The sequence below is a fragment of the Mucilaginibacter sp. P25 genome (assembly GCF_050859465.1).
GTDB classification, from domain to species: domain Bacteria; phylum Bacteroidota; class Bacteroidia; order Sphingobacteriales; family Sphingobacteriaceae; genus Mucilaginibacter; species Mucilaginibacter gossypii.
The window spans coordinates 2,904,224-2,927,302 of the sequence record NZ_CP193937.1 but is presented as its reverse complement, the minus strand read 5'-3'; the positions used below and the strand labels follow the sequence as shown (position 1 = coordinate 2,927,302).

The 23,079-nt window shown below is 42.1% G+C and carries 26 protein-coding genes and 1 pseudogene; 15 read left to right on the top strand and 12 right to left on the bottom strand.

Going from position 1 to position 23,079, the window contains the following annotated elements; translation table 11 throughout:
• The first annotated feature begins 814 nt into the window (after positions 1-814).
• Positions 815-1,213, top strand: a complete 399-nt coding sequence (locus ACRQ5D_RS15080) for a hypothetical protein (RefSeq protein WP_432329408.1) — start codon at positions 815-817, stop codon at positions 1,211-1,213.
• A 427-nt stretch (positions 1,214-1,640) separates the two neighbouring features.
• Here the strand turns inward: ACRQ5D_RS15080 and ACRQ5D_RS15075 are convergent, their stop codons facing one another.
• Positions 1,641-2,510 (bottom strand): helix-turn-helix transcriptional regulator, encoded by an 870-nt coding sequence (locus tag ACRQ5D_RS15075; protein ID WP_432329406.1) that lies wholly within the window; start codon positions 2,508-2,510, stop codon positions 1,641-1,643.
• 144 nt (positions 2,511-2,654) lie between these two features.
• On the opposite strand from ACRQ5D_RS15075, the gene ACRQ5D_RS15070 reads away from it, so the two are divergent.
• Positions 2,655-3,473, top strand: a complete 819-nt coding sequence (locus ACRQ5D_RS15070; protein WP_091176044.1) for a class I SAM-dependent methyltransferase — start codon at positions 2,655-2,657, stop codon at positions 3,471-3,473.
• A gap of 337 nt (positions 3,474-3,810) precedes the next feature.
• The gene (locus tag ACRQ5D_RS15065) at positions 3,811-4,356 is read left to right on the top strand and encodes an REP-associated tyrosine transposase (RefSeq protein WP_091176042.1); all 546 of its coding nucleotides are present in this window, start codon (positions 3,811-3,813) and stop codon (positions 4,354-4,356) included.
• A gap of 525 nt (positions 4,357-4,881) precedes the next feature.
• Here ACRQ5D_RS15065 and ACRQ5D_RS15060 read toward each other — a convergent pair.
• Positions 4,882-5,433, bottom strand: coding sequence for a hypothetical protein (locus ACRQ5D_RS15060; RefSeq protein WP_432329404.1), 552 nt, complete (start codon positions 5,431-5,433; stop codon positions 4,882-4,884).
• A gap of 182 nt (positions 5,434-5,615) precedes the next feature.
• On the opposite strand from ACRQ5D_RS15060, the gene ACRQ5D_RS15055 reads away from it, so the two are divergent.
• Positions 5,616-6,422 (top strand): DUF5995 family protein, encoded by an 807-nt coding sequence (locus tag ACRQ5D_RS15055; protein ID WP_091176037.1) that lies wholly within the window; start codon positions 5,616-5,618, stop codon positions 6,420-6,422.
• A 30-nt stretch (positions 6,423-6,452) separates the two neighbouring features.
• Here the strand turns inward: ACRQ5D_RS15055 and ACRQ5D_RS15050 are convergent, their stop codons facing one another.
• Positions 6,453-6,860 carry a hypothetical protein gene (locus ACRQ5D_RS15050; protein WP_431199904.1) on the bottom strand — a complete coding sequence of 136 codons (408 nt, stop codon included), beginning with the start codon at positions 6,858-6,860 and terminating at the stop codon, positions 6,453-6,455.
• Between the two features lie 297 nt (positions 6,861-7,157).
• Here ACRQ5D_RS15050 and ACRQ5D_RS15045 point away from each other — a divergent pair.
• The 6 genes and pseudogenes from ACRQ5D_RS15045 (at position 7,158) to ACRQ5D_RS15020 (ending at position 11,936) form a co-directional block, all read left to right on the top strand.
• Positions 7,158-8,098: pseudogene (locus tag ACRQ5D_RS15045) on the top strand (TIGR01212 family radical SAM protein).
• Between the two features lie 387 nt (positions 8,099-8,485).
• Positions 8,486-9,220, top strand: a complete 735-nt coding sequence (locus tag ACRQ5D_RS15040; protein ID WP_432329402.1) for an acyltransferase family protein — start codon at positions 8,486-8,488, stop codon at positions 9,218-9,220.
• Positions 9,221-9,239: 19 nt separating this feature from the next.
• Positions 9,240-9,716, top strand: a complete 477-nt coding sequence (locus ACRQ5D_RS15035) for a hypothetical protein (RefSeq protein WP_432329400.1) — start codon at positions 9,240-9,242, stop codon at positions 9,714-9,716.
• A 7-nt stretch (positions 9,717-9,723) separates the two neighbouring features.
• Complete coding sequence (locus tag ACRQ5D_RS15030; RefSeq protein WP_176844592.1) at positions 9,724-11,067, top strand: acetylxylan esterase; 1,344 nt, start codon at positions 9,724-9,726, stop codon at positions 11,065-11,067.
• 27 nt (positions 11,068-11,094) lie between these two features.
• On the top strand, positions 11,095-11,328 hold the full coding sequence (locus ACRQ5D_RS15025; protein WP_432329398.1) for a hypothetical protein: 234 nt from the start codon (positions 11,095-11,097) through the stop codon (positions 11,326-11,328).
• A 38-nt stretch (positions 11,329-11,366) separates the two neighbouring features.
• A complete protein-coding gene (locus ACRQ5D_RS15020; protein ID WP_432329396.1) occupies positions 11,367-11,936 on the top strand; it encodes a hypothetical protein in 570 nt (189 codons plus the stop codon).
• A 70-nt stretch (positions 11,937-12,006) separates the two neighbouring features.
• On the opposite strand, the gene ACRQ5D_RS15015 is transcribed toward ACRQ5D_RS15020, so the two are convergent.
• The gene (locus ACRQ5D_RS15015; protein WP_091176060.1) at positions 12,007-12,567 is read right to left on the bottom strand and encodes a 5' nucleotidase, NT5C type; all 561 of its coding nucleotides are present in this window, start codon (positions 12,565-12,567) and stop codon (positions 12,007-12,009) included.
• Positions 12,568-12,633: 66 nt separating this feature from the next.
• Between ACRQ5D_RS15015 and ACRQ5D_RS15010 the strand changes: the two genes are divergently transcribed.
• Together ACRQ5D_RS15010 and ACRQ5D_RS15005 are read left to right on the top strand one after the other, a co-directional pair.
• The gene (locus ACRQ5D_RS15010; RefSeq protein ID WP_090533966.1) at positions 12,634-13,383 is read left to right on the top strand and encodes a DeoR/GlpR family DNA-binding transcription regulator; all 750 of its coding nucleotides are present in this window, start codon (positions 12,634-12,636) and stop codon (positions 13,381-13,383) included.
• Between the two features lie 14 nt (positions 13,384-13,397).
• On the top strand, positions 13,398-14,576 hold the full coding sequence (locus tag ACRQ5D_RS15005; protein WP_091176029.1) for an MFS transporter: 1,179 nt from the start codon (positions 13,398-13,400) through the stop codon (positions 14,574-14,576).
• Between the two features lie 140 nt (positions 14,577-14,716).
• Here the strand turns inward: ACRQ5D_RS15005 and ACRQ5D_RS15000 are convergent, their stop codons facing one another.
• The 4 genes from ACRQ5D_RS15000 to ACRQ5D_RS14985 form a co-directional block, all read right to left on the bottom strand.
• Positions 14,717-14,947: an SRPBCC family protein gene (locus ACRQ5D_RS15000; protein WP_431199902.1), complete on the bottom strand. Its 231-nt coding sequence runs from the start codon at positions 14,945-14,947 to the stop codon at positions 14,717-14,719.
• Positions 14,928-15,074, bottom strand: coding sequence for a hypothetical protein (locus ACRQ5D_RS14995; protein ID WP_431199901.1), 147 nt, complete (start codon positions 15,072-15,074; stop codon positions 14,928-14,930). The genes ACRQ5D_RS15000 and ACRQ5D_RS14995 overlap by 20 nt, the downstream gene beginning before the upstream one ends.
• Before the next feature lie 205 nt (positions 15,075-15,279).
• Positions 15,280-16,116 carry a sulfurtransferase gene (locus ACRQ5D_RS14990; RefSeq protein WP_091176024.1) on the bottom strand — a complete coding sequence of 279 codons (837 nt, stop codon included), beginning with the start codon at positions 16,114-16,116 and terminating at the stop codon, positions 15,280-15,282.
• 59 nt (positions 16,117-16,175) lie between these two features.
• Entirely contained in the window at positions 16,176-16,649 is a 474-nt protein-coding gene (locus tag ACRQ5D_RS14985; protein ID WP_091176022.1) for a ribonuclease H-like YkuK family protein, read from the bottom strand.
• A 590-nt stretch (positions 16,650-17,239) separates the two neighbouring features.
• On the opposite strand from ACRQ5D_RS14985, the gene ACRQ5D_RS14980 reads away from it, so the two are divergent.
• On the top strand, positions 17,240-17,647 hold the full coding sequence (locus ACRQ5D_RS14980; protein WP_431199900.1) for a hypothetical protein: 408 nt from the start codon (positions 17,240-17,242) through the stop codon (positions 17,645-17,647).
• A gap of 173 nt (positions 17,648-17,820) precedes the next feature.
• Here ACRQ5D_RS14980 and ACRQ5D_RS14975 read toward each other — a convergent pair whose 3' ends face one another.
• The 3 genes from ACRQ5D_RS14975 to ACRQ5D_RS14965 all read right to left on the bottom strand — a co-directional run bounded on the left by ACRQ5D_RS14975 (position 17,821) and on the right by ACRQ5D_RS14965 (position 19,577).
• Positions 17,821-18,369, bottom strand: a complete 549-nt coding sequence (locus ACRQ5D_RS14975; RefSeq protein ID WP_431199899.1) for a lysophospholipid acyltransferase family protein — start codon at positions 18,367-18,369, stop codon at positions 17,821-17,823.
• Between the two features lie 221 nt (positions 18,370-18,590).
• Positions 18,591-19,151 (bottom strand): NUDIX domain-containing protein, encoded by a 561-nt coding sequence (locus ACRQ5D_RS14970; protein ID WP_091176014.1) that lies wholly within the window; start codon positions 19,149-19,151, stop codon positions 18,591-18,593.
• 189 nt (positions 19,152-19,340) lie between these two features.
• Positions 19,341-19,577 (bottom strand): hypothetical protein, encoded by a 237-nt coding sequence (locus ACRQ5D_RS14965; RefSeq protein ID WP_091176012.1) that lies wholly within the window; start codon positions 19,575-19,577, stop codon positions 19,341-19,343.
• Positions 19,578-19,723: 146 nt separating this feature from the next.
• On the opposite strand from ACRQ5D_RS14965, the gene ACRQ5D_RS14960 reads away from it, so the two are divergent.
• The gene (locus ACRQ5D_RS14960; protein WP_091176009.1) at positions 19,724-21,601 is read left to right on the top strand and encodes a M1 family metallopeptidase; all 1,878 of its coding nucleotides are present in this window, start codon (positions 19,724-19,726) and stop codon (positions 21,599-21,601) included.
• A gap of 219 nt (positions 21,602-21,820) precedes the next feature.
• Here ACRQ5D_RS14960 and ACRQ5D_RS14955 read toward each other — a convergent pair whose 3' ends face one another.
• Positions 21,821-22,255, bottom strand: a complete 435-nt coding sequence (locus ACRQ5D_RS14955) for a pentapeptide repeat-containing protein (RefSeq protein ID WP_091176006.1) — start codon at positions 22,253-22,255, stop codon at positions 21,821-21,823.
• A gap of 326 nt (positions 22,256-22,581) precedes the next feature.
• On the opposite strand from ACRQ5D_RS14955, the gene ACRQ5D_RS14950 reads away from it, so the two are divergent.
• A complete protein-coding gene (locus ACRQ5D_RS14950) occupies positions 22,582-23,073 on the top strand; it encodes a DUF6265 family protein (protein WP_091176002.1) in 492 nt (163 codons plus the stop codon).
• Positions 23,074-23,079 lie beyond the last annotated feature (6 nt).

Sequence of the window (23,079 nt, the reverse complement as noted above, 5' to 3'; positions counted from 1 at the left end):
TATGTCCTTAATACTTAGCAACACCTCTTATCTCACTAAGCTTTATACTTTTCCATTAAGAGTAGCGTATTAATATAACATGCCTAAAGCATTAAAATAAAAACACTTGTAACCTTGTAAATGTTAAATTTTATAATGAGATTTAGTGCATAAACCTTAAAGCCATGAAGATTACCTCAACTTTGCCACTTCCTTTGTCAGGCAACATTTCTATGCTGTCAATAACGGAAAATACCTTTCCTCCACGCCCTCCCCATTTCCGATCGAGAAGTAGTATTTAGTTACTTTTTAATTAATTAACCGGCCAACAATTCACGGGCATACATGTTACTAAAGTGTTGACTAAGAGTAAACAAATAGTATATAGTTACTTTGAAAGACCAAATATTTATTAGATTTGCACACATTAACTGATCAAGACTTTAATGCAATTATTATTAGAAGGTGGTAATCCTTTGTCAAATTTACCATCTTGGGATACAATTTATAAGCAGTATGGGCCGTTCTTAGGATTATCTGTTTTTTTTAATTATAGTACTCTTTTTACAATGGTGGTGGTATAAAAGCAATGTAAAAGATAAAAAAGAGGAAATTGACAGACTTGTTAAAAGGACAACCGAATTAGAAGCAATAAATTTAAAATTGATTGCACAATTAAGATCGAAAGGAAAATAAAGTTATGACAACAGTTACTATTTACGCTATTTTTCTAACCCTAATAGCAGGTTACATAAATTTCAGGCTAAAAAACAAGTATTACATAGATAAATCGATCTATCAATTTCGTCAAAGTAAACACGAACTTACAATGTATATGTTCGAAAATGCTGAAACTATAGATAAGACTCTATACCAGGAATTGAAAGACTTATTACACGTTCATAATCAATCAATTGATCATTTCTCCAAAATACATAAGAAGTTTTTTCCAATTGCTAAGGTAGTAATAACAAATACAATTTATTCCGAAGCAAAATTCGAAAAGAAGATAACCAATTCTAAAACAGAGGAATTTAAAAAGAGTTATGCTAAAGGCGTTTATTATTCACTTGAAACTGTTCCTTTTTTTAAAATGCGACTTCTCTACCTTTTAATAAAAGGTATATTAAAACTATTAGTATTTATCGGGTTATACAGAGTTAAAAATTGGATAAAAAAACTTGATCTGTTCAAGCAAGCAGAGAGCAAATTCGATTCGAGTTGTATGGCTTAAATACTTTTTTCTATCCATGTAAATCATAGGGTAAGTACCATATTCCTTGATATGCACTTCATTAATAAGATGATTGCATATCAAGGAAATATTCATTAAAATATCCAGCCAGGTTCCCTGCTGCCGAAGCCAAATTCGAGACATAGCATATTTACCACAAGGCACAGCCATGCGGTAGCAAAAAAATCGGGAACGCTGCCGCAAGGTTGTGCCTTGTAGCCCGCATGCAAGGTATAAAACAACGCATCTGCAATAAAGTATCAGCCATGCCTCCCCGCCACCGCAAGCAAATCCTAACATAAGCAATAAATATACGTCGCTAAACCGGCGGTTGGTAAACTGCCCAAAAGGTATATTGTCCCGGGCAGGCCCTTTAGCAACATATCAAAATCAGCAGGCTTTATTCCATTCGCATCTGCAGAGAGATTTAACTGTTGCCTACCGAAGATGGCGTAACGCCAAAACGTTGCTTAAATGATCTGCTGAAGTGGGCTGTGGTTTCAAATCCGCTTTCAAAAGCCACGTCGCTTATCGTTTTTTCACTGTACATGCTCAGCAGGCTCCTGGCGTATTGCAGACGCTTTTCTAATAACCACTTGCCGGGCGTACTGTTAAAGGTTGCCTGAAAATCTCTTTTAAATGCCGAAAGACTGCGGTTGGTTAATTGAGCAAATTGCTCCAGTTTTAAATTGTAACGGTAATTGTCTGTCATTACCCTTTCCAGGCTTATTGCGCGGGGCTCGTTCACCAGTGAGCAAAAGTAGGAGAGCAATTCGCTGTTAACGGGATTATCCGCTATAGTTAGGATCAGTTCCTTAAATTTTAATTCTAACAGGGATTGCGCGGGTTCCCTGGCTTCGGCGAAGTAGGAAGCCATGGAATGAAAGAAACCCGCCAGGGTTTCGCTGGAATTCAAAGTGATCACCTGCCTGTGCCCGGCGCTTTTCACAGGCGCGCTAAATTTTTGGCCGAGGGTTTGGCAAATAAACTCGTCGGGAATAAAGAAGAGTACCAGGCAAAATCCTTCGTCAAAAAATTGTTCAAGTACGAATGCCCCTTTCCTGATAAACACGCAGCTACCTGCACCAATATCGTACGATCCTTCGGCGGTATGCCAAATCTTCCGACCCTCCACTACGTAAAACAGGTAATTGTGTTGGGTCCAGAGCGGCGAAAATTTGTTCTTCATCAGGCGTGCTTCGGCGGGGCAGCTGAATATAGTGATCAGCGACTCGTTGCAATTAAACTGACGATAATAGTTGGGGTGTTGCAGCACCCTGTCGTACAAATTATTCATAACGCAATACTATAAGCTAATTTAATTATTTTGAACTTTTAGGTCATTATTCTGGGCTTTTCAGACAAAAATATTCTTATCGCTCTCATTAACTTTGTTTCAATATCATAAACATAACACAATACAAATCAAAAACTTAAACCCATGAAAAATATGAATCCAAACAAAGCACTATGGGAAAAGGGTGATTTCACCCAGGTAGCAGCTACCATGCGCGAAAGCGGCGAGGAACTGGTTAATAAACTGGGAATAACCAAAGGGATGAAGGTACTTGACCTGGGTTGCGGTGATGGTACAACTGCTATACCGGAAGCCAGGCTGGGCGCAGATGTTACCGGCGTTGATATAGCCGCTAACCTTGTTGCAGCAGGTAACGCAAGGGCAAAGGCCGAAGGACTGGGTCAATGCAGGTTTTATGAGGGAGACGCGACCGACCTTCACGAATTAAAAGATGGTTCGTTTGACACTGTGGTTAGCATTTTCGGAGCAATGTTTGCTCCAAAGCCTTTTGACGTAGCTAAAGAAATGGTGCGCGTAACCCGGCCCGGCGGCAGGATAATCATGGGTAACTGGATACCCGGCGACCCTACCCTGGTAGCACAGATCCTTAAGATAAGTTCGGCCTATACGCCGCCACCGCCCGAAGGTTTTGTAAGCCCGATGTTATGGGGTATTGAAGCAAACGTTACAGAACGTTTTAAAAGTGCCGGTATAAATGAAGAAAATATTTCTTTTACCAAAGAATCCTTTACGTTTAAGGCTCCTTACGCTCCGGCCAACTTTGTTCAGGTTTTCAAAAACTATTATGGCCCAACCATGAACGCGTTTGAAGCTGCCGAAAAAAACAACAAAAGTGACGAACTGCAACATGAACTGGAAGCTTTGTTCAATGACCAAAACACGGGCGGGGAGCAAAATACTAATATAAAGGCTACCTTTTTGAAAGTTACGGTAGTTAAGTAGCACGGCTAAGCTTAATTTAAAGGCATCACATTTTTGTGTTGCCTTTTTTGCTGGTGAGAAGCAGAAATGATTTTACGACACTCAGCACATTCCCCACAGCCTTTCGCTGGCGCACGCGTGTCGCGTGTGTCCCGCATGCTAAGTAACACGTCATGCTTGCCTATATATGTGCCTGCATGCTCGATAATCCATTATCCCTCGTCATCTGCATATCTTTATAAGCAAATTAGATACACGCGACACGCGTGCACCAGCCATAAACATGCTTTCAGCAAAATCAATTATGTGTATTAATATTTGAACCTTATTATTGTAGCTTTATACACCTAAAACATCCATGAGTCGCAAATACAAGTTTTTGAACAAAGAAGGATTATACTTTGTAAGTTTTGCCACAGTTTATTGGATTGATGTATTTATCCGATCTATATACAATCAAATTATTATTGAAAGCCTTACCTATTGTCAAAAGAATTTAGGCATGGAACTATACTGCTGGTGTATTATGCCAAGTCATATCCATTTAATTTACAGCGCAAAGAACAACAATCCTGAAATTATTTTAGGTCGGTTTAAAGAATACACGGCTAAACAACTTATAGCAACAATTACATCAAACATCCAGGAATCACGAAGAGACTGGATGTTGTGGATGTTTAAACGCGCTGCTTCAAAAAGTAGTAATGTTAAACAGAATCAATTTTGGCAACATCATAATAAGCCGATCGAACTTTGGACTGCAGCGGTAATTGAACAAAAGGCCGATTATATTCATAATAACCCTGTGGAAGCCGGTTTTGTTACCGAACCTTCATATTGGCGATATTCAAGCGCGATAGATTATGTAGATGGCAAGGGTTTAATCGATATTGAGTTTTTATAAATAGTACATACTTGCAGTCAGGATACACGCGGCACGCGTGCACCAGCGTTCAAAGGTTATTTCTTCAACAAAAAGGCTAATCATCTCTGATCAGCCTTTTCACATAATTACCCCGTTTAGTCTATTACATTTAACATTCATTTTCCTTTGTACTGTGCGCAACAAAAAAACCGCATAATGCACTTGCGCTTAATGCCAATAATAACGTAATCATAGTGTTTAATTTTAGGTGAATAATTAATTAATACTATAATTAGTACGTATAAAACGGGCTATGGTTTTATTAAAAAGCTTGTTTTTAGTACATTCAAAGCACTTTTATAAATCTCATCGCTTGAAGGGATAAACATTATTAATTTATTATTATTACCAGCAAATTTTCGCTACAATTAAAAACATATTTCACTATCAATACACTATTTAGCCGTTAATTGTTATTCATCAACATTTTTTGCCTCTCCCTTCTTCTTGTTTTTCTCTTCACTTTTCTTCTCTGCCTCCTCTTTAGCTATTTGGGCGTTCCGTTCAAAATAATATTCTGTCAAGAATGTCCTCCATATCGCCTTTGCGGTAATCTTTGTTCTTGATTTTTTCCACCAGTCTCGGCTTATCGCTCACTATATCGCTCATAACTTCAATAAAATGTTGGCGGTCGAGCTCAGTAACGTTGTCGGGATCCGGGCCATAGTAATAAGTTCTGTCAAGATTGGAGTAAAACATGGTGGCTCCGCTACCAAAGCCTCCCACAGCAGTTTGATTATAACGCAGGCGTACATATAGTTTGGTTGGCCTATCAATAAGCACCAGCAAAATAGGAAAAAGCTCAAGGTCTTTATTATGCGATACTACGAAGCTATCTATCCCTATTACAAAAGCCCGAAACTGCGCAGTTTTAATCTTTTGTTTATCGCCATCAACAGTAACACGATACAGAAAATCATCACCTACGCCTTTGAAAAGACTACGATTAGGGACATTCCATCTAATAAAGCCGGTTATTTTGTTGTTTTGCAGGTCGTAATAGCTTCCGGGGTTCCATCGGCTAAGTACGCTTTTTTGCTGGGCACCTGCATCCATAAAGGCAGCACACAGTAACAGGAGGGAAAAAATTTGCGCATAAAGCTCAGGTGTTGTTGGTATACAATGCTGTGAAAATACACAAATTACCAATAGCACCCAATAACGATATTACCTGATTTTTCGACCAACAAAAATCATATCTTTAAAATAATTAATTTACCTGGACTTATCTTCCTGCTATGGAACCTATTGCACCAGCCCAAACTATTAACCAGATTATTGAACAGTTAGAGGCCATTATTGCCGATGCTATAAAAACCGACAGCCGCGCCGGATATTTTGCAGCCCTGTACCATAAGGTTACCTGCAAGGTAAGGGAAGGCATCCAGAACGGTGAGTTTGAAAACCCTGCCCGTATGGAACAACTGGACGTGATCTTCGCCAACAGGTACATTATGGCTTATCATTGCTGGCAGCAAAAACAGCCCTGCTCACAGTCGTGGGAGTTGGCTTTTAGCATTTTTGATAAACCGTCGAGACTGGTACTGCAGCACCTGCTCATTGGCATGAACGCGCATATCAACCTTGATTTGGGTGTTGCTGTTGTAGAAGTGGCGCGAAATCTCAACCAACCGCTAACCGAGGTCCATAATGATTTTAATTCCATCAATACTATACTTTCGGCGCTTACTTACGAGGTGATAAGCGAGCTGAACCGGATCTCGCCGCTGCTGTCACTGGCGGGCCTGCATGCGCAAAATAATTCTATCCTCATCCAGTTTGCCCTTGGCAATGCCCGCGATGGCGCCTGGTGCTTTGCCGAAGACCTGTTTACCCGTAACGGGGATGCTTACCCTAAGCAGATTGCCAGCAGGGATAGTGATATCAATAAACTGGGACTTGGCATTGTTAACCCGGTTGGGATGCTGCGTATTACCGTATGGATCATTCACCTGTTTGAAAAACGGGACCCATCCAAAATAACTGAGATTTTGAGTACTTATAAAAAGACTTATTTGAAGGTGAACCCAACTCCCTCAACCTGACAAAGTCAAAATCTATCTCACGTTATTATCTTACCATTCTCTCCACTCGCTGGCTAACCCCTCACCTCCGCCAAAATCTTTAGGATTGAGGCCGCAGGCTATAGTAATTTGATCGACCAGTGCACAAAGATCCTCCCGCTCGCCGGTTTCAATCAGGCTATCGTCTTCAGCGCTTAAATTATTTAATGTCAACACCGCCTTTTTAAAAGCGTTCACCTTCTCAGCACTTTGCGAATGTTCGCCAAGCCTTATTAAATCGCTGATCAAATTATCAAAAATAAGTTTAAACCTATTGCAATTTTCTTCAGTGTATTGTTCAAATCCTTCATTAAATGCTTCGCGCCATCGCACAAACGGGTAATCTGCCTTGCAACTTTTTAATTTTTCCTGATAAGTCATGCTGGCAGAATTATATCGAACCTTGTGTACAGATCCCATATCTGTTTTACTTTTAGTATTTGAATTGCAATTACACAACAGCTGAGCTATAATTAGCAGGAAGAAAACTTTCATTGTTTTGATAAGGCTTTAGATAATACATAATTAAGTAAATTTAAGATGCAACGCAAACTTGCAAATATAATTAAGACACTAATTGGTATTTTTTGTGACCTGCAGGCGCAAACAGACTAACTTTTTGACTCGTCCAAAATTCACTATCTTTGCCGCTCAACCGGTGATAATCACAACAATCGGTGACATCATCAAAAGGAAAGCAAAGTGGAACAGCAAACAATAACAACCTGGGAAAAAGGCTATAACAATTACGGGCCATGGCTTAAGGAAAAATACAAAGGCCATCGCGTGTTTAAAGTAATTGTTGATGGTGGTTTTACCTGCCCCAACCGGGATGGGTCGAAGGGTTACGGCGGTTGTACTTATTGTAATGTTGATTCATTTACGCCTTCCGTAAGCCGTAACGCCCCCACAGTACGCCAACAGGTTGAGGAAGGTATGGAACGTGCCCGTAAAGGCAACAAGGCTGATAAGTTTATTATTTACTTTCAGCCCAATACCAACACCTACGCGCCCGCTCATTACCTCAAAATGCTTTACGACGAAGCCCTGAGCTACGGCACCAAAGATATCGTAGGCCTTTCGGTAGGTACCCGGCCCGATTGTATCGATGCGGAAAAGATTGCTTTATTGGAAAGCTATACCGATCGTTTTGATGTTGACCTGGAAATGGGGATGGAAAGTATCTATAACGATACCCTGAACCAGATTAACCGCGGCTGCAGCCATGAAGAACTGGTAAAAGCCCTGAGTTTGGTCGAAAATTCAAAACTGGACATTTGCGTGCATACCATTTTCGGTTTCCCTGGGAAACTAAAGAAATGATGCTGAAATATGCCGACGAGATCAACCGTTTTAAACAGATCAAGTTTGTAAAATTCCACCACCTTCATATTGTTGAAGGCTCGGTAATGGGCGTAAAATACAAACGCGAACCCTTCCACCTGTTTGGTATTGACGAATATGCCGATTTTCTGTGTGAGCTGTTACCGCTTGTTCGCCCTGATATCGTGATCCAGCGCCTCTTCGGTCTCAGCGACCGCGAACTGCTCATCGCTCCCAACTGGGGTTTGAAAAAATCAGAGATCCAGTATTATATTGATCAAAGAATTTTGAGCAGAGGTGTGGTGCAGGGAAGTGGTCTGAACCTTGATTTATAGGATTTGAGGATTGTCAGGATTTTTTATGCCGTGGTAGTTTTTCAGAAAAAACGAGGTTTGTGCGATTCCCTCTCTGCCGTTGTTGGTGTTGTCACCAACAACATTTAGAATATGATGTATTGAACAAATAGAAGTTGTTGGTGACAACACCAACAACGGCGAGAGATTACTCGGATTTTCAGGTAAAATCCATCAATCCGGCAAATTCCCCAAATCCCGGTTCTGGTTTAACGAATAAGCAAATCAATGCTCTTCCCCCTGCAACTAAAAACTGCCACTGCAACTTAAAATATCACCACTTGTCAGCTGTTACTTTCTAAACATTGGTATCCCTTTTGCAAACATTTACGTATAATTAAATTCATCTGAAAGTTAAATACGTCTATTTTGTCACAAAGAGCACAATCCAATTATATCCCGGCGTTAACCGGTGTAAGGGCCATGGCGGCTTACCTAGTTTTCATATCGCATTTTGCCTATGTGTTTGATGAGAAATTTCCCCACTCTGTGCAACGTTTCTTTAACGAGTTCCATATCGGGGTTACTATTTTCTTTGTGCTTTCGGGCTTTTTGATCGCATTTCGTTATTTTGATAGTTTTAAATTAACAAAAGCCTGGTTTCTGCAATACCTTAAAAACCGGGTGGCGCGCATCTATCCCATGTATGCCTTGCTTACCATTGGCGCGTTCATAGCTTATCATTTTACCCAAAACCAAACAGTAACAGCAGGACAAAACCCGGTGGTTATGTTTTTTATGAATATCGTTTTTGTGCGCGGCTTTTTTGACCAGTTTAAGTTTACGGGCATTGCCCAGGGCTGGTCGCTCACGGTTGAAGAATGTTTTTACTTTTCGGCGCCATTTATTTTCCTTATCGCCACTAAATACAAAAAGTTTTATATCCAGCCTATCGCGGTTACCGGTTTAGGGGCTCTGCTTGTACTCATCTTTAGTCATGTAAACTGGTTCGGCTTCTTCGGCAACTTTACGTTCATGATGCTGTACACCTTTTTAGGCCGATGCTTTGAGTTTTATGCGGGCATTCAGCTGGCGCTCATAGTACGCAAACAAAAGCTGGATGGTACAAGCAAAAGAAGTTCACTTACCTGGGCTTTTTCCTGATCTTTTTTGCGTGTGGATCATGTCTACGTTAACTATCCCGAAAGGATATGAAGCCGGTTTGCATAATCCCTGGGGCATTATAACCAATAACTATCTACTGGCTACCTCGATTGCAATCTTCTTTTATGGCTTGCTTACCGAAACTACCCTCCTTAAAAAGTTTTTAGCACACCCTTTTATTGAACTGCTGGGCAAAAGCTCCTACATATTTTACCTGATCCACTTAGGCTTTATGTACAATTTTATCCATCAGGGCATGAACAGTCTTAACGATTATGTTTTTGAGCTTTATGATAAATGGGGTGTCGACTGGCATTCGCCTTTTGAGTATGATAGTTTAAACCTTTTGTACGCCTTTATCGTTTTAAATATGGTTTCCATAACGCTGTTTAAATTAATTGAAGAACCGCTTAATCACTATATCCGCAAGTCTGATTTCCTGATTAAAAACCAAGCACGCAATCCCGAAAATGAATCAGCTAAGATCAAAGCCTAATTACAACATGCTAAAAAACGCTAACAAACTACTGATCATTACTTTCGCTTTACTGACCTGGTGCGCCGCCCTACCGGCCATGGCCCAGGAAACTGAAAAAGACCCAGCGGAGAATACCGACAAAAGCAGTGGTGATGATGAAGTATCAACGGTATTAACTATCAATAATAAGGATGGTATATTCAGTTCAACCGCCTCGTTCAGCTTTGAAATTAAAAACACTTATGATACTAACCAGGAAGGTAGCATATCATACAATATCACCACCGAAAATGGGCAAATTGTTAAAACCCTGTCAAAGCCGGTAAACCTTAGCAAAAAAAGCACTTCCAAATATGATTTTGAGGTGCCTAACCTAAAAACAGGTTTTTACAAGGTTAACATGATGATCAATGTGAGCGATTATGACGATACCACCCGTCGCGCTTTTGGGATCAGGCCGGATGAAATCCGGTCGCAATATGCCCGGCCGGCCGATTTTGACCAGTTTTGGCAAACCGCCAAAGATGAACTGGCCAAAGTGAAACCCAATTACAAAATTACCGAAGCACCATCCATGAACACCGAAAACCGCAAGGTTTACGAAATAGAAATGAAATCGCTGGATAACCTTACCATCCGCGGTTACATGACGGTACCCATCAGCAAAAATAAAAACAAAAAGTTTTCGGTATTGCTTGGCTTACCTGGCTACCAGGTAAAACTATACCCTATAGTAGGGTCAGACCCCGACCTGGTAATCATCACGCTTAATACCCGTGGGCAAGGTACCAGCCGCGATGTGATCCACACCGAGCGGGATGCCTTTATCTCCTACCATATTGAGGATAAAAACAAATACGTAATGCGCGGTGTAATTATGGATTGCGTACGCGCTGTTGATTTTATTTACGCGCAGCCCAATTTAAGACACGATCAGATCCTGGCAACCGGCGGTAGTATGGGCGGTTATTTATCCCTTGCGCTTTCAGGCGTCGATCATCGTATAAACCTTTGCTCGGCACAAAACCCCATCATGAGCGATATCCGCAATTTGGTGGGCGCTGTTGAATGGCCCATTAACGATATTAAAAAATATGTTTTAAGCAAACCCGGCGTAACCTTTAACCAGGTATTAAACAATCTTGATTATTACGATGCAAAAAACTTTGCAACAACTATAAAATGTCCAACAATTTTAGGCTTGGGCCTTTTAGACCCCTACGTACCGCCCGCCAATGGTTACGCGGTATTTAACTCAATGAATACTGATAAACACGTAATGGTATTTAAAAACCTTGCACATGAGGTGAGCCAGGTATACAAAGATTATGAGGGCCGTTGGATGCGCGATACCTTCGGTTTGTTTTAAAACTTTTAAAATCTTAAACACATGACCTTGAAAAATACTTTATCAAAATATTTGCTTATTGGGATAGTAATATTCGCCATTGCTACGGGTAAAAGTTATGCCGGAGGGTTCCCGGTAAGGCCGGGCAGGATCTCACTATCGCCATCGGCAACTTACTTTTTGCCAATAAAGCCTGGGATGCCGACAGCCATAAAGGTGCCTTTGCCAATAACGGTAAGTTCAGTTCATGGAGCTATTCTTTATATTCGGAAGTTGGTTTAAGTCGCAGGTTTACCCTGTCGGTACTGGCACCTTATGTAATGAATACCTTTAGTACAGATCTGGGCACCAGCAAAAGTTCAGGTTTCCAGGATCTGGAAGTGGGTATCAGGTACTACCTGGCCAATATCAATTATAAATATTACTTCAGCTTACAGGGTACGGCTATTTTACCCATGTACACCAACACCGCGCTGGGCTATAACCAAAAAGGGGCCGAACTTAAACTGGCCTTTGCAGGCAGCGGGCATTTGTTTGGTAAAAACTCATTCTTCATTCTCGAAAACGGTGTACGCGAATATTTTGGTTACGAAAGCGTTTTCCAGGACAGGTACAATGCCACTTATGGCTTAACGCTTGATAAAAAATTCCGCGAGCAAATTTCCTTAAGTGTAGGCGGCTTTTATGCTACCAGTATCAATAAGGATTTTAACGTAAACCCAAGCGCCAGTAAAAATTTTGCCTTTAACCAGGTATCGCTAAGCTACGGCCATGCATTTGCCAAAAGCCTGTCGCTGTTTTTAACCGGCGGCACCTTTATTACCGGGCGCAATACCGGCGCGGGCACCAGCTTTTCGGCATCACTTAATTACCGGATAGATACGAAATAGCCCCTATAAAAGCGGAAGGCAAAAGCTTAAAGCGATAGTTGTCATTATCAAAAAACCTCTGCAAATTATGCTATGCTAAATCTGCAGAGGTTTTTTCCATTTCAAACAGGTTTAATATTTCATCCCAATTGTGAACCCGCACATGTTGGCGTTCGTGTTTATTGTGCTGCGCATTAAACATGATGGCCTTGCCGTTGCAATAGTCAAGGTTTTTACAATGGTCATCTATCATGTAATCGGTATGAATGATGCTTTTATCGCCACACAGCACAATATTACGCCAGCTGATAAACGGGAAATGCTCCTGAAGCCATTCCAACTTTTCGAATAACGACAGCGGAAATTCCGTAGCGGCCGATACGATGTATATCTCGTAATCTTCCATCAGCTTTTTAATTGCCTCAATAGCGCCCGGCATAACGGGCAGTGTGCGGAAAAATCCGGGTAAATTCAACGAAGCCTTCGTTGTAGCATCCAATGGAAAAGCCTCGGCATGTGATAAGCCATCAATAGCCTCAAGGGTTGTAGTGATGCCGTACAACTGTTCATAATATTTGATCAGCTGCGGCTCGACATCGGCCATAACGCCGTCCATATCGATGGCGATAGTTTTTCTTGTTTGCAATTTCATGCAGCAAAACAAAACATTATTGCAATATTTTGCAAATAAATTATAACTTTGCATTATATTGCAAACATGGTAAGAGAAGAAAGACTCCAGATTATTTTAGATCACGTATCAAAAGATAACAAAGTTATGCTTGCCGAACTGAGCGAAAAACTCAATGTTTCGGAAGATACTGTACGCCGCGACATTAAAGTATTGGCCGATCAGAAGTTATTAACAGCAGTAAGGGGCGGCGCGGTCGCCCACTCTCCCATTCCGCACCATTACCGCGCGAGGGAAAAGCATGACATTGCCTCTAAGAAAGTCATCGCATCAAAAGTGTTGAGCTTTTTAAAAGACGGACAGGTTGTACTTTTTGACGGCGGTACATCAACCTTAGCTGTGGCTGAAAGCCTGCCAGATGACTTGAGGATCACCGTAGTTACCAACAGCTTTCCGGTTGCAAGCGCGCTTGAAGATCATCCAACGGTTGAGGTGATATTTGCCGGTGGGCGTCTGTATAAATCGTCCTTTACTACCATCGGCCATGAAACCATCAATGCCTTCCGGAATATCCGGGCCGATCTTTGCATTTTCGGGATTTGCAGTGTGCACCCTGCCATCGGCATCACCACCAGGGATTATGAAGAGGCCGAGATCAAGAAAACCATGATAGAAGTATCTAAAGAAACTATCGCTTTATCCACCTTAGAAAAAATAAATAAAGCCGATTCTTATTACATAGGCCCGGTAACAGAACTGGATACCATCATTACCGATGTATCTCCAGACAATGAAGAACTTTCGGCATACAAGGAAGCAGGCATTAATATCATCTAATATAAAACAACAACGTGAAAAAGAGTTTACTACCGCTAACTTTAGGCGGCCTCGGCATAGGCACTACCGAATTTGTAATGATGGGGATGCTGCCTGATATTGCCAATGATTTTCACACCAGCATTCCGGTTGCAGGACACCTTATTTCGGCCTATGCATTAGGCGTAGTCATCGGAGCACCGCTACTGGTTGCCTTTACCAGCAGTTATCCGCCTAAAAAGATTTTAACAGTATTGATGATCATTTTTACGGTATTCAACGCATGTTCGGCATTTGCCCCTAATCATTACGTTTTGCTGTTTTCGAGGCTATTGGCCGGATTGCCCCACGGGGCGTTTTTTGGTGTGGGCTCGGTAGTGGCCACCCGCCTTGCCGAAAAAGGAAAACAAGCCCAGGCCATATCCATTATGTTTGCCGGGCTTACCATAGCCAATCTGCTCACCGTTCCGCTGGGTACTTATATTGGTCACCATTATTCATGGCGTTATACTTTTGGGATGATTGCAGCGATAGGCTTATTAACGTTAACATTTATCCAACTTTGGTTGCCGCAGCTGGCTCCAAATAATGCTGGAAACATCCGCTCGGAGCTTTCATTTTTCAGAAAAAAACAGGCATGGCTTATCATCGGTCTTACTGCTATTGGTACCGGTGGGCTTTTTGCATGGATAAGCTACATAGCCCCGCTCATGACCGAAGTTTCCAAATTTTCGGCAAGTAGCGTGCCTTATGTTTTGATTTTGGCAGGCCTTGGGATGGTTGTAGGGAATTTCGTTGGCGGTAAACTGGCGGATAAAGCTTCCCCTGTAAAAGCCTGCTTAATACTGATGATCACTATGGCCATATCGCTGGTTGTAATCTTCTTTGTTTCGCAAAATCAAATCCTGTCGCTCGTTATGACATTCATAACAGGTGGTCTTTCAATGGCAGTTGGTTCACCGATACAAACACTAATGATCAATACCGCCAAAGGCGCCGAAATGCTTGGCGCAGCTGCTACACAAGCTGCTTTTAATATCGGTAATGCATTAGGAGCTTTCCTTGGCGGCTTACCCATAGCCTGGGGACTGGGATTTACCTCGCCCGAAATTGTTGGCGTGATCATGGCTACAACCGGTGCATTCTTTGCGTTAACACTCAGCAGGCAAAAGGTTGAGCTTGCTGAAGAGGAAGCTGTGTTGGTTGGTGATTAATTGAGGATTAAATTATAAATCTACCGCGGGCTTTCAGCCCGTGGTTACCATGATTCCGGCTTTGAGCCGGAGAGTGGTAAGCTGAAAGCTTACACCATGCTATACCACGGGTTACGCTGCGCTAAACCCGCGGCAGTTACTTATAATTTCCCAAACATCTCCTCAATCACCTTGGTACGATAATCAAATATCTGCTCCACCTTCCCTTTAACAAAAACAGTGTTTGCAAATCTTCCTATTGCGCCATAAGGAATAGCATAATGTAAAAGATCAGTCATGTGTACACCGCCATCTATTGCTTTAAAATGATGCTGATGATGCCATAATGCATAAGGGCCAAAACGCTGTTCATCAACAAAATATTTTTTCATCAACATGCGTGATCTCTGTCATCCAGTCCATTTTAATACCTAATAACGGCGAGATCTTATAAGTAATGATCATTCCGGGGTACATTTTCGTCTCAGCGGTATAATCAGATGTTACTACGAAGCTCATATCACTGGGTGTGATTTTAGCTAAATTTAATGGCGACGAAAAAAATCCCAGGCTTGATCAAGGCTGATCGGAATGGATTGTTCTTTTTTAAAACGTATGTTCTCACTATGGGATAAAAAATAGTTATAAGTTGAGTTTTGATTTAAAGCTGCTATGTTTCTGTGCGATCACGTCGTTCCTAACAGCAATCGCATTTTATTTTAATTTACCTTTCTTCCTTCCCTATCGGCAAATCCCTTCTTGACCATTCGCTCCATGAGCCCACGTAAAGCTTTGGGCCGCTGATGCCCGCGTAATCCATGCCCAGCAGGGTATGGCAGGCTGTAACACCCGATCCGCAGTGAACTATAACTTCGCTGTGCGCTACATCGCCAATTGCGGCATCGTAGGCCTTACGCAGCTCATCGGCGGGTAAATACTTACCGTCGGCACCGAGGTTGTTGATATAAGGCAGATTTAAAGCACCGGGGATATGGCCGGCTATCAAATCCAAAGGTTCTGTCTGGCCCAGGTAGCGTGGTGTTTCGCGTACGTCAATTACCAGTCGTGAGGGATCCTGTGCAGCTTCTCCAGCCTCCGCTATCTCAACAGTATTTGCATATTCGTGTGTCACCGGGTACGGATCAACGGCAACCGGGGCATAAACTTCAGTGCTCAATGCTATACTTGCATCTTTAGCAGCCTGTAAGCCGCCATTTACTACCTGTACGTTTTCATGACCAATTGCCCGCAGCATCCACCACAAACGCGATGCGCTAAACGCTCCCGACTTGTCGTCATAAACCACTACGTGGCTCTTAGGTGTGATGCCCCAGTTGCCCAGCAATACAGCAAACTCCTGTATATTAGGCAACGGATGCCTGCCGCCAAAGGCCGGGTCATCGGGTTTAGTGGTAAGGTGCTGATCAAGGTCGGCGTAGATGGCGTGGTTTAAATGGCCTGCCAGGTAACGCTGGTAAGAGTCCTGCCCTCCGCGGGCATCAATAAGAATAGTATCCTGTGCGGCTAAAGCCGGGTCGTTGATTTCAATAAGTGGCGACATAGGTATATCTGATATGTTTTAATATCAAATATAGATACACGCTTTGGGTTTCGGCAAATTTACTGCACTATTTTATTGGCGCAGTATGAGCTTGCAAAAGCCTCGGGCTTGGCCTTAAACACAAAACCCATGCTCAGGATGTAACCCATAGCCTCGTGCAGGGCCGCGTTACTTTTAAACATCGGGTTGGTGTTAATGTCGGCATGTACCTCAAGCTCCACATCATACAGGTCGAGCAAATCACAAAGCTTGTAAGCAATGTCGATAGACTTTTGCACTTCGCTCAGCATCCTTTCTTTAATGCTCATTTTTTGCGAAGTGCGTTCCTGGTGTATGAACATAAAAGCGCCGCGTTTTTCGCGCAGAAACACGATCACCGTCGCAAAATCCGTTATGGATCCTTTAACTTGTGAGTCGGTGCCGATACATACTTTAAGCTTGTTACCGAGGAGGGCTTCGCGTTCAATTGCCTTTTCAACCTCTTCCATAATGGGCGATTGGATTACTTCGCCGCTGAATTTTCTCCAGGTCATAAAAATTATTTTAGGTAAATTTTAGGCGACCTCTTTTATGGGTCTATAAAAATAAGCGATAACGTTTCATATTAACGTAAATAACATGTGATTTATTTGTTAACATTTAGCTGATTATTAACAGATTAATTGCATTTCGGATGTCGGATTTTGGATTTGGGAATCTTGGAGGATGAATTTCCCCTATTCATTTGTGTCCGCTTTTACTAGTCGAGTTTAGCGATAGCATAACTTCGTCCCAAAACAGGGCAAGCATTCTGCTTACGGAAGCGGAAAAGTAAATTGATAGTATAGTTAGGCTGAAAGCTTAAGACATTTTTCGTCCCCTCAGGGTCTCTCGCAGAGGACCCTGAGGTTGGCAATCATATTTAGATTCATAAATATATTTAACTATGGCTACCCGAACTTTACACAATGATCCCGGCGAGACCTGGTTTATAACTTTTACCTGTTATAATTGGATTCCTTTATTCGAAATCACACAATCGTATAAAATGCTATATGATTGGCTTCGATTTATAGCAGAGAATTACAAGGTGCAAACTCATGTTTTTGTATTGATGCTTAATCATGTTCATCTGATTATTAAAATGCCCGATACAGAAGTAGGGCTTAACAAAATAATTAGTAATGGCAAAAGATTTATGGCTTATGAACTTGTAAAAAAGCTAACAGCATCAGGCAAAATCGACCTTCTTAATCAACTTTCGGCGGCATGTACCGAAAAAGAAAAAAACAAAGGACAAAAGCATAAAGTTTTTGAACAGTCATTTGATGCCAAGCCCATATACTCTACGGCCTTTCTCTATCAAAAAATAGATTATATTCATCATAATCCGGTATCCGGAAAATGGTTATTATGCGATGATTTTATTAAATACCCACATAGCAGTGCAGCCTTTTATCATTCTGCAAAGCCTCATGAATTTTTAACCATAATAGATTATCGGGATTTTTGGACAGACATAAACCATGTGAGACCGGTGAGGCTACTTTAAACATAGCAGCTGGCATGGCGTAGATCATCAGGGTCCTCTGCGAGAGACCCTGATGGGACGGAAAACTTCGTCCAGGCGAGGGAAAAGAAACTGTTGGTGACAACACCAACAGCGGCATTCAATATCAATTAGGGTAAATAAAAAACCCGAAATCGAAACTCCGAATTCCGAAATCAGGACAGCGCAGCCTTGATCCTGTTCTCGGCTTCCAATACCAGGTCGCCAATCGGGGTTTTACCGGGCTCAATGGGTTCAAGTACCGTCCAGGTCATGGATATAAAAGTATTAAGCGGATAAAAGCCGTATTGTACAACTTTCCAGCTATTTTTTATGGCGATAGGCACCAGCAATGCCTCAGGGCATTTTTTCAGCAGCATGGCAACACCTCCCGGCTGAAAAGACCGTACTACGCCATCTTTGGAGCGGGTGCCTTCCGGAAAGATCACTGCCGACCAGTTATTGGCTTTCATCCGCTCACCTAAACTTGTCATTTCGGTCATGGACTGGCGGGAGTCTTTCCTGTCGATATTAGCACCGCCGCCGTGTTTCAAATTATAACTTATGGAGGGGATCCCTTTGGTAAGCTCTATTTTAGAAACAAACTTGGCGTGATACTTACGCAGGTAATAAATAAGCGGGGGGATATCGAGCAGGCTTTGATGATTGGCTACAAATATAATTGGCCTGCCCATCGGCAAATTTTGTTTATTGATGAAAGTCACCGTATCGCCAATGATATAAAAAGTGCGAAACAGGCATAAGTTCAGGATATCAACCGAACGTTTGTGCGCGGCATAGCCAAAAAAACGAAAGCAGATCCACTGGATGGGCTGAAAAATAACCAGGGCTAAAAAAAGGCAATTATGGCAATAGGCGACAGGATATATCCTAATAACTTTTTCATCAGTAGGCGAAGTTATATTTTTTTCGGCAAAGCGGTAACTTACAAACGGTTTTCTGTTAGTAACAACTGTACTTTAAGCACTGCGGCAACAGTCATGGCATCAGTAATTTCGCCATTACAAACCATGCGGTACATTTCAGCAAAAGGCACTTTTTTGATAATCAACTGCTCGGTTTCTTCAGGCTCGGCTTCAAACTGTTCAAGACCGCGGGCCAGGTACAATATACTGAGTTCATCGCTTACCGAATTACTGAGGTGCAAGCGCTGGATCTCTGTCCACCGTGAAGCTTTCAAACCGGTTTCCTCCAGTAATTCACGTTTGGCTGACTCAAGCGGGTCTGTTCCCTCAGGACCGCCGCCTTCGGGCATTTCCCAGCTGTACAGGTTTAACGTGAAACGGTATTGGCCCACGAGGTAGGTATTTAGTTCTTCATCTAAAGGTAAAATACCTATGGCCAGGTTTTTATAGTGTACTCTGCCATAAATACCGGGATTACCAGCAGGGTTAATCACCTGGTATTCGGTAACGTTGATCCAGGGGTTATCGTAAATGTCTTTTTGAGATGTTATTTTCCAGGGATTATCTTCAGGATGATGCATGGCCTAAAAATAGACATCTTTTTATTAAAAAAATATCATTTCGACAGAGCAGCGCAGGTTGTGAGTAATGGCGCGAAACAGAAATCTTCTACATCAGGCTTTACAACTAAACCTGTAAAAGCCGGGCGCAGAAGATTTCTGCTCACTCATGACACACAAAACCCATCCCTGGTTTGTTCGATTTTTTATCTACTCCGTTACATACTCCAGTTTCACCTGCACGTTCAGGTCTTCATGCATCCGGGCAAACTGGCGCGGGTTGCGGGTAAAGTCAGGATCAGTGTCCATATAAATGTTGGTGATCTTAACCATTTCGGGGTGTTTATCAGTACCTATATTATAGGTAAGCCCCTCGCCGCTTTCTAAACTTTGTTTAAGCTCAAGGTATTGCTTACCGGTTACAATGATCATTTTTTCGGCAGTCATGGATACTATTTATATAAATGGATAAATTACTCAAACCGTGAGTTGATTTGCCCTGTAACATACCGGCGATACAAAATTATCGCTTACCGGGTTCTGTAACGGTTTATTATATTTACCTCAAATATAACTCATATATATCCGCATAAATGATCAGTATTAAAAAATTATTGCCTTTTGCTTTATTATTAAGCGGTACTGCAGCATTGGCGCAGCAAAGCCTACCCATAGCTGTAAACCTGCAAAAAACCTACACCAAAGGAACACGCACCACAACCGGAGCACCCGGCAAAAACTACTGGCAAAACACGGCCGACTATAAGATCAAAATAAATTTCGACCCCAAAACCCGCTTGTTGAGCGGAACAGTTGGTATTGATTATGTTAACAACAGTCCCGATACGTTAAAAAGGGTGCAATTTAAGCTCTATCCCAACTTGTATAAAAAAGGCGTGGCACGTCAAATGCAGGTTTCGGCAGGTGACCTTACCGATGGGGTGCAGATCAAAAGCCTTAGCATAGATAATAAAACACCCGACAGCGCTAAAACCCGCCGTATCAACGGCACAAACATGACGCAGCGTGTTCCCCCTATTGCTCCAAAGCAAAAAGTACATTTTGATATCAGCTATGCATATACATTAAACAAGGGCTCACATATCCGTACTGGTCAAGTTGATACCGGTGCATTCTTCATTGCCTATTTCTTCCCGCGCGTAGCAGTTTATGACGATATTGATGGATGGAACGATTATCCATACGTTGGCTCACAGGAATTTTATAACGATTTTTGCCATTTCAGCGCGGAGATCACCATACCCGGCGACTATAAAGTTTGGGCAACAGGCGATCTGAAAAACGCCGACGACGTTTACGACAGCAGGATCATTAAACGCATCGCCAATGCCGGCGCAAGTGATAAGGTAACGGATATCATTACCGAAGATGATATCAAATCGGGCAACATCACCAAAAATAATCCAACTAACACCTGGAAGTTTGAGGCCGATAGCGTTACCGATTTTGTTTTTGCTGCCAGCAACCATTATTTATGGAAAGCATCGAGCCTGGTGGTTGATCCGAAAACCGGCAGGCGTACCCGTGTTGATGCAGTGTTTAACGAAAAGCATAAAGACTATTATGCGGTAGTTGATTACGCCCGCAAAACGGTTGAGGTGATGAGCTACAAATTTCCGAAATGGCCGTATCCATACCAGCATGAAACCGTTTTTGATGGGTTAGACCAAATGGAGTACCCGATGATGGTGAATGATAATCCGCTGGAAGATAAGGCCGATGCCATTGAGCTTACCGATCATGAGATCTTCCATACCATGTTTCCGTTTTACATGGGTATTAACGAAACCAAATACGGTTGGATGGATGAAGGCTGGGCAACCATCGGCGAATGGCTGGTAAGTCCGGAGATTGATCCTTCCATAGTGGATCCATATGGTGTTGCCGCTGTTGAACAAAGCGCCGGCCACGAGGTTGATGTGCCGGTAATGACACTTACACCAATGCTCACAGGCCCTGCCGGTTTTACCGACAGCTATCCCAAACCAGGCCTGGGCTATTTATATGTAAAAGATATGCTTGGCGATGAACTGTTTACCAAAGCCCTGCATTACTATATTACACAATGGCATGGCAAACACCCTATGCCTTACGATTTTTTTAATTGTATGAACACCGGTTCGGGCGTAAACCTTAACTGGTTTTGGAAAGCCTGGTTTTTTGATAATGGCGTAACGGATCTGGCCATCAGCAAAGTGACTAACGCCGGGTTAAAATATGCTGCCACAATTACTAAAGTTGGCAGTAAGCCCATCCCCGTTAACCTAACCATTAGTTATACCGATGGTACTACCGAACTTATACACAAAAGTATTGCTGTTTGGTGTACCGGTAACAAAACAACCACAGTTAATTTCACTGCAAAAAAAGCGGTTAAAAAGATTGTACTTGGTACTACCTATGATCCAGACAGCAATAAAAAGGATAATGTGTGGGTAAGTGCTAAATAATTGAAAGCTAAAAGCGGAATGCACAAAGCCGAAAGCTAATAATGTGATAAACAAAAAAAGCGTCATTGCGAGGTACGAAGCAATCCCCAATAAGCAGAGCAGCTATGCAGATTTGCCCTGTAAAGTCGGCGATTGCTTCGTACCTCGCAATGGCGATCTTCTTACCGTCCCATCAGGGTCTCTCGCAGAGGACCCTGATGTATGCGCCATGCAGATTTACTATATCCCCTGCTTTTGATACGCCCTCAGCAGTTCATCCACATCAATCCCATTAATTTTCATACCGTTCAAATCGCAATCGGTAATATCAACACCACTTAAGTTGCAATCGGTTATTGTGCTGCCCTGCAGGTCGCAGTTCTCAAATTTAAGGGGGCGTTGTTTCGCAGCAGGATCATAAGCCGGATGACCTTCGGGCGGCATACCTATATCATGGATATAAGCTCCTCCAAGTTGGGCATATTTTATTTCCAGATCGCTTAGGTTGGCATCTTCAATTTTAAGCCCAGTTATACAAACATCCTTAAAGCTTGCATTGTTCATCATCATTTGCTCAAAGCTTGAACCATTAAGCAGAGCGCATTTAACATCAAGTACCTTTTGAGTTTCTTTTATAACAATGATTTCGGGGTTGTTATTTGCTGAGTTTTCCATGATTCATTATTGATTTATTCAAAGATGCTGAAAATGAACGCCAAAGCAAGGTTATACACGCGACAAATGACGGGTGTATTTGCGACAAATGAATACTCACTATCTCGTTTAAAATTTAGGCTAAAGCCAGCTCGGTTCACTAAATACCCGTTGGTTAAAACCAACGGCAATGAATCAAAAACAGACATAAAATATCATTACAACTTCATTGCCGTCACTTTTAAGTGACGGAGAATTAAATGAAGCTTCGGCTTTAGCCGAACCCGTCACTCAGGCTTTGGATTTCCTCCTTTCAATTTGTAACTTCAATTACTTATTTACCACTCATGACCCTGCTCCACCAATTCAAATTGCAGTTACTTATTGTATTATGCATTACTTCTGCTCATAGCATTTTTGGCCAGCAAAAAAACCAGCCTATCACGCATGCTAAATGGTTGATCGGCAGCTGGAAAAATCAATCGGCAAAAACAGTGGATATTGAAACATGGAAAAAGCTTAACGACAGCACCTTTATCGGCAGAAGCTATTCGTTGACTGGTGCAGATACGGTATCATCCGAACATATCCGTATGGAGCAACATAAAGGCCAGCTTTACTATATCCCAACGATAAAAAATCAAAACGATGGAAAAGCGGTAATTTTTACACTTACTTCATCAGATAATAACCATCTGGTATTTGAAAACCCGGAACATGATTTCCCGCAAAAAATAACCTATACCCAAATCACTAACGACTCGTTGGTGGCCGAAATATCGGGGACAAAGAAAGGCAGACAAAAGGCAATACAATTCCCGATGAAAAGGGTCAAATAAGAGAGG

Bases quoted from the DNA above. Each gene is read 5' to 3' on its own strand.
- ACRQ5D_RS15080 (WP_432329408.1), top strand. From the start codon at position 815: ATGTTCGAAAATGCTGAAACTATAGATAAGACTCTATACCAGGAATTG.
- ACRQ5D_RS15075 (WP_432329406.1), bottom strand. From the start codon at position 2,510: ATGAATAATTTGTACGACAGGGTGCTGCAACACCCCAACTATTATCGT.
- ACRQ5D_RS15070 (WP_091176044.1), top strand. From the start codon at position 2,655: ATGAAAAATATGAATCCAAACAAAGCACTATGGGAAAAGGGTGATTTC.
- ACRQ5D_RS15065 (WP_091176042.1), top strand. From the start codon at position 3,811: ATGAGTCGCAAATACAAGTTTTTGAACAAAGAAGGATTATACTTTGTA.
- ACRQ5D_RS15060 (WP_432329404.1), bottom strand. From the start codon at position 5,433: ATGGATGCAGGTGCCCAGCAAAAAAGCGTACTTAGCCGATGGAACCCC.
- ACRQ5D_RS15055 (WP_091176037.1), top strand. From the start codon at position 5,616: ATGGAACCTATTGCACCAGCCCAAACTATTAACCAGATTATTGAACAG.
- ACRQ5D_RS15050 (WP_431199904.1), bottom strand. From the start codon at position 6,860: ATGGGATCTGTACACAAGGTTCGATATAATTCTGCCAGCATGACTTAT.
- ACRQ5D_RS15035 (WP_432329400.1), top strand. From the start codon at position 9,240: ATGTCTACGTTAACTATCCCGAAAGGATATGAAGCCGGTTTGCATAAT.
- ACRQ5D_RS15030 (WP_176844592.1), top strand. From the start codon at position 9,724: ATGCTAAAAAACGCTAACAAACTACTGATCATTACTTTCGCTTTACTG.
- ACRQ5D_RS15020 (WP_432329396.1), top strand. From the start codon at position 11,367: ATGAATACCTTTAGTACAGATCTGGGCACCAGCAAAAGTTCAGGTTTC.
- ACRQ5D_RS15015 (WP_091176060.1), bottom strand. From the start codon at position 12,567: ATGAAATTGCAAACAAGAAAAACTATCGCCATCGATATGGACGGCGTT.
- ACRQ5D_RS15010 (WP_090533966.1), top strand. From the start codon at position 12,634: ATGGTAAGAGAAGAAAGACTCCAGATTATTTTAGATCACGTATCAAAA.
- ACRQ5D_RS15000 (WP_431199902.1), bottom strand. From the start codon at position 14,947: ATGAAAAAATATTTTGTTGATGAACAGCGTTTTGGCCCTTATGCATTA.
- ACRQ5D_RS14995 (WP_431199901.1), bottom strand. From the start codon at position 15,074: ATGAGCTTCGTAGTAACATCTGATTATACCGCTGAGACGAAAATGTAC.
- ACRQ5D_RS14990 (WP_091176024.1), bottom strand. From the start codon at position 16,116: ATGTCGCCACTTATTGAAATCAACGACCCGGCTTTAGCCGCACAGGAT.
- ACRQ5D_RS14985 (WP_091176022.1), bottom strand. From the start codon at position 16,649: ATGACCTGGAGAAAATTCAGCGGCGAAGTAATCCAATCGCCCATTATG.
- ACRQ5D_RS14980 (WP_431199900.1), top strand. From the start codon at position 17,240: ATGCCCGATACAGAAGTAGGGCTTAACAAAATAATTAGTAATGGCAAA.
- ACRQ5D_RS14970 (WP_091176014.1), bottom strand. From the start codon at position 19,151: ATGCATCATCCTGAAGATAATCCCTGGAAAATAACATCTCAAAAAGAC.
- ACRQ5D_RS14965 (WP_091176012.1), bottom strand. From the start codon at position 19,577: ATGACTGCCGAAAAAATGATCATTGTAACCGGTAAGCAATACCTTGAG.
- ACRQ5D_RS14960 (WP_091176009.1), top strand. From the start codon at position 19,724: ATGATCAGTATTAAAAAATTATTGCCTTTTGCTTTATTATTAAGCGGT.
- ACRQ5D_RS14955 (WP_091176006.1), bottom strand. From the start codon at position 22,255: ATGGAAAACTCAGCAAATAACAACCCCGAAATCATTGTTATAAAAGAA.
- ACRQ5D_RS14950 (WP_091176002.1), top strand. From the start codon at position 22,582: ATGACCCTGCTCCACCAATTCAAATTGCAGTTACTTATTGTATTATGC.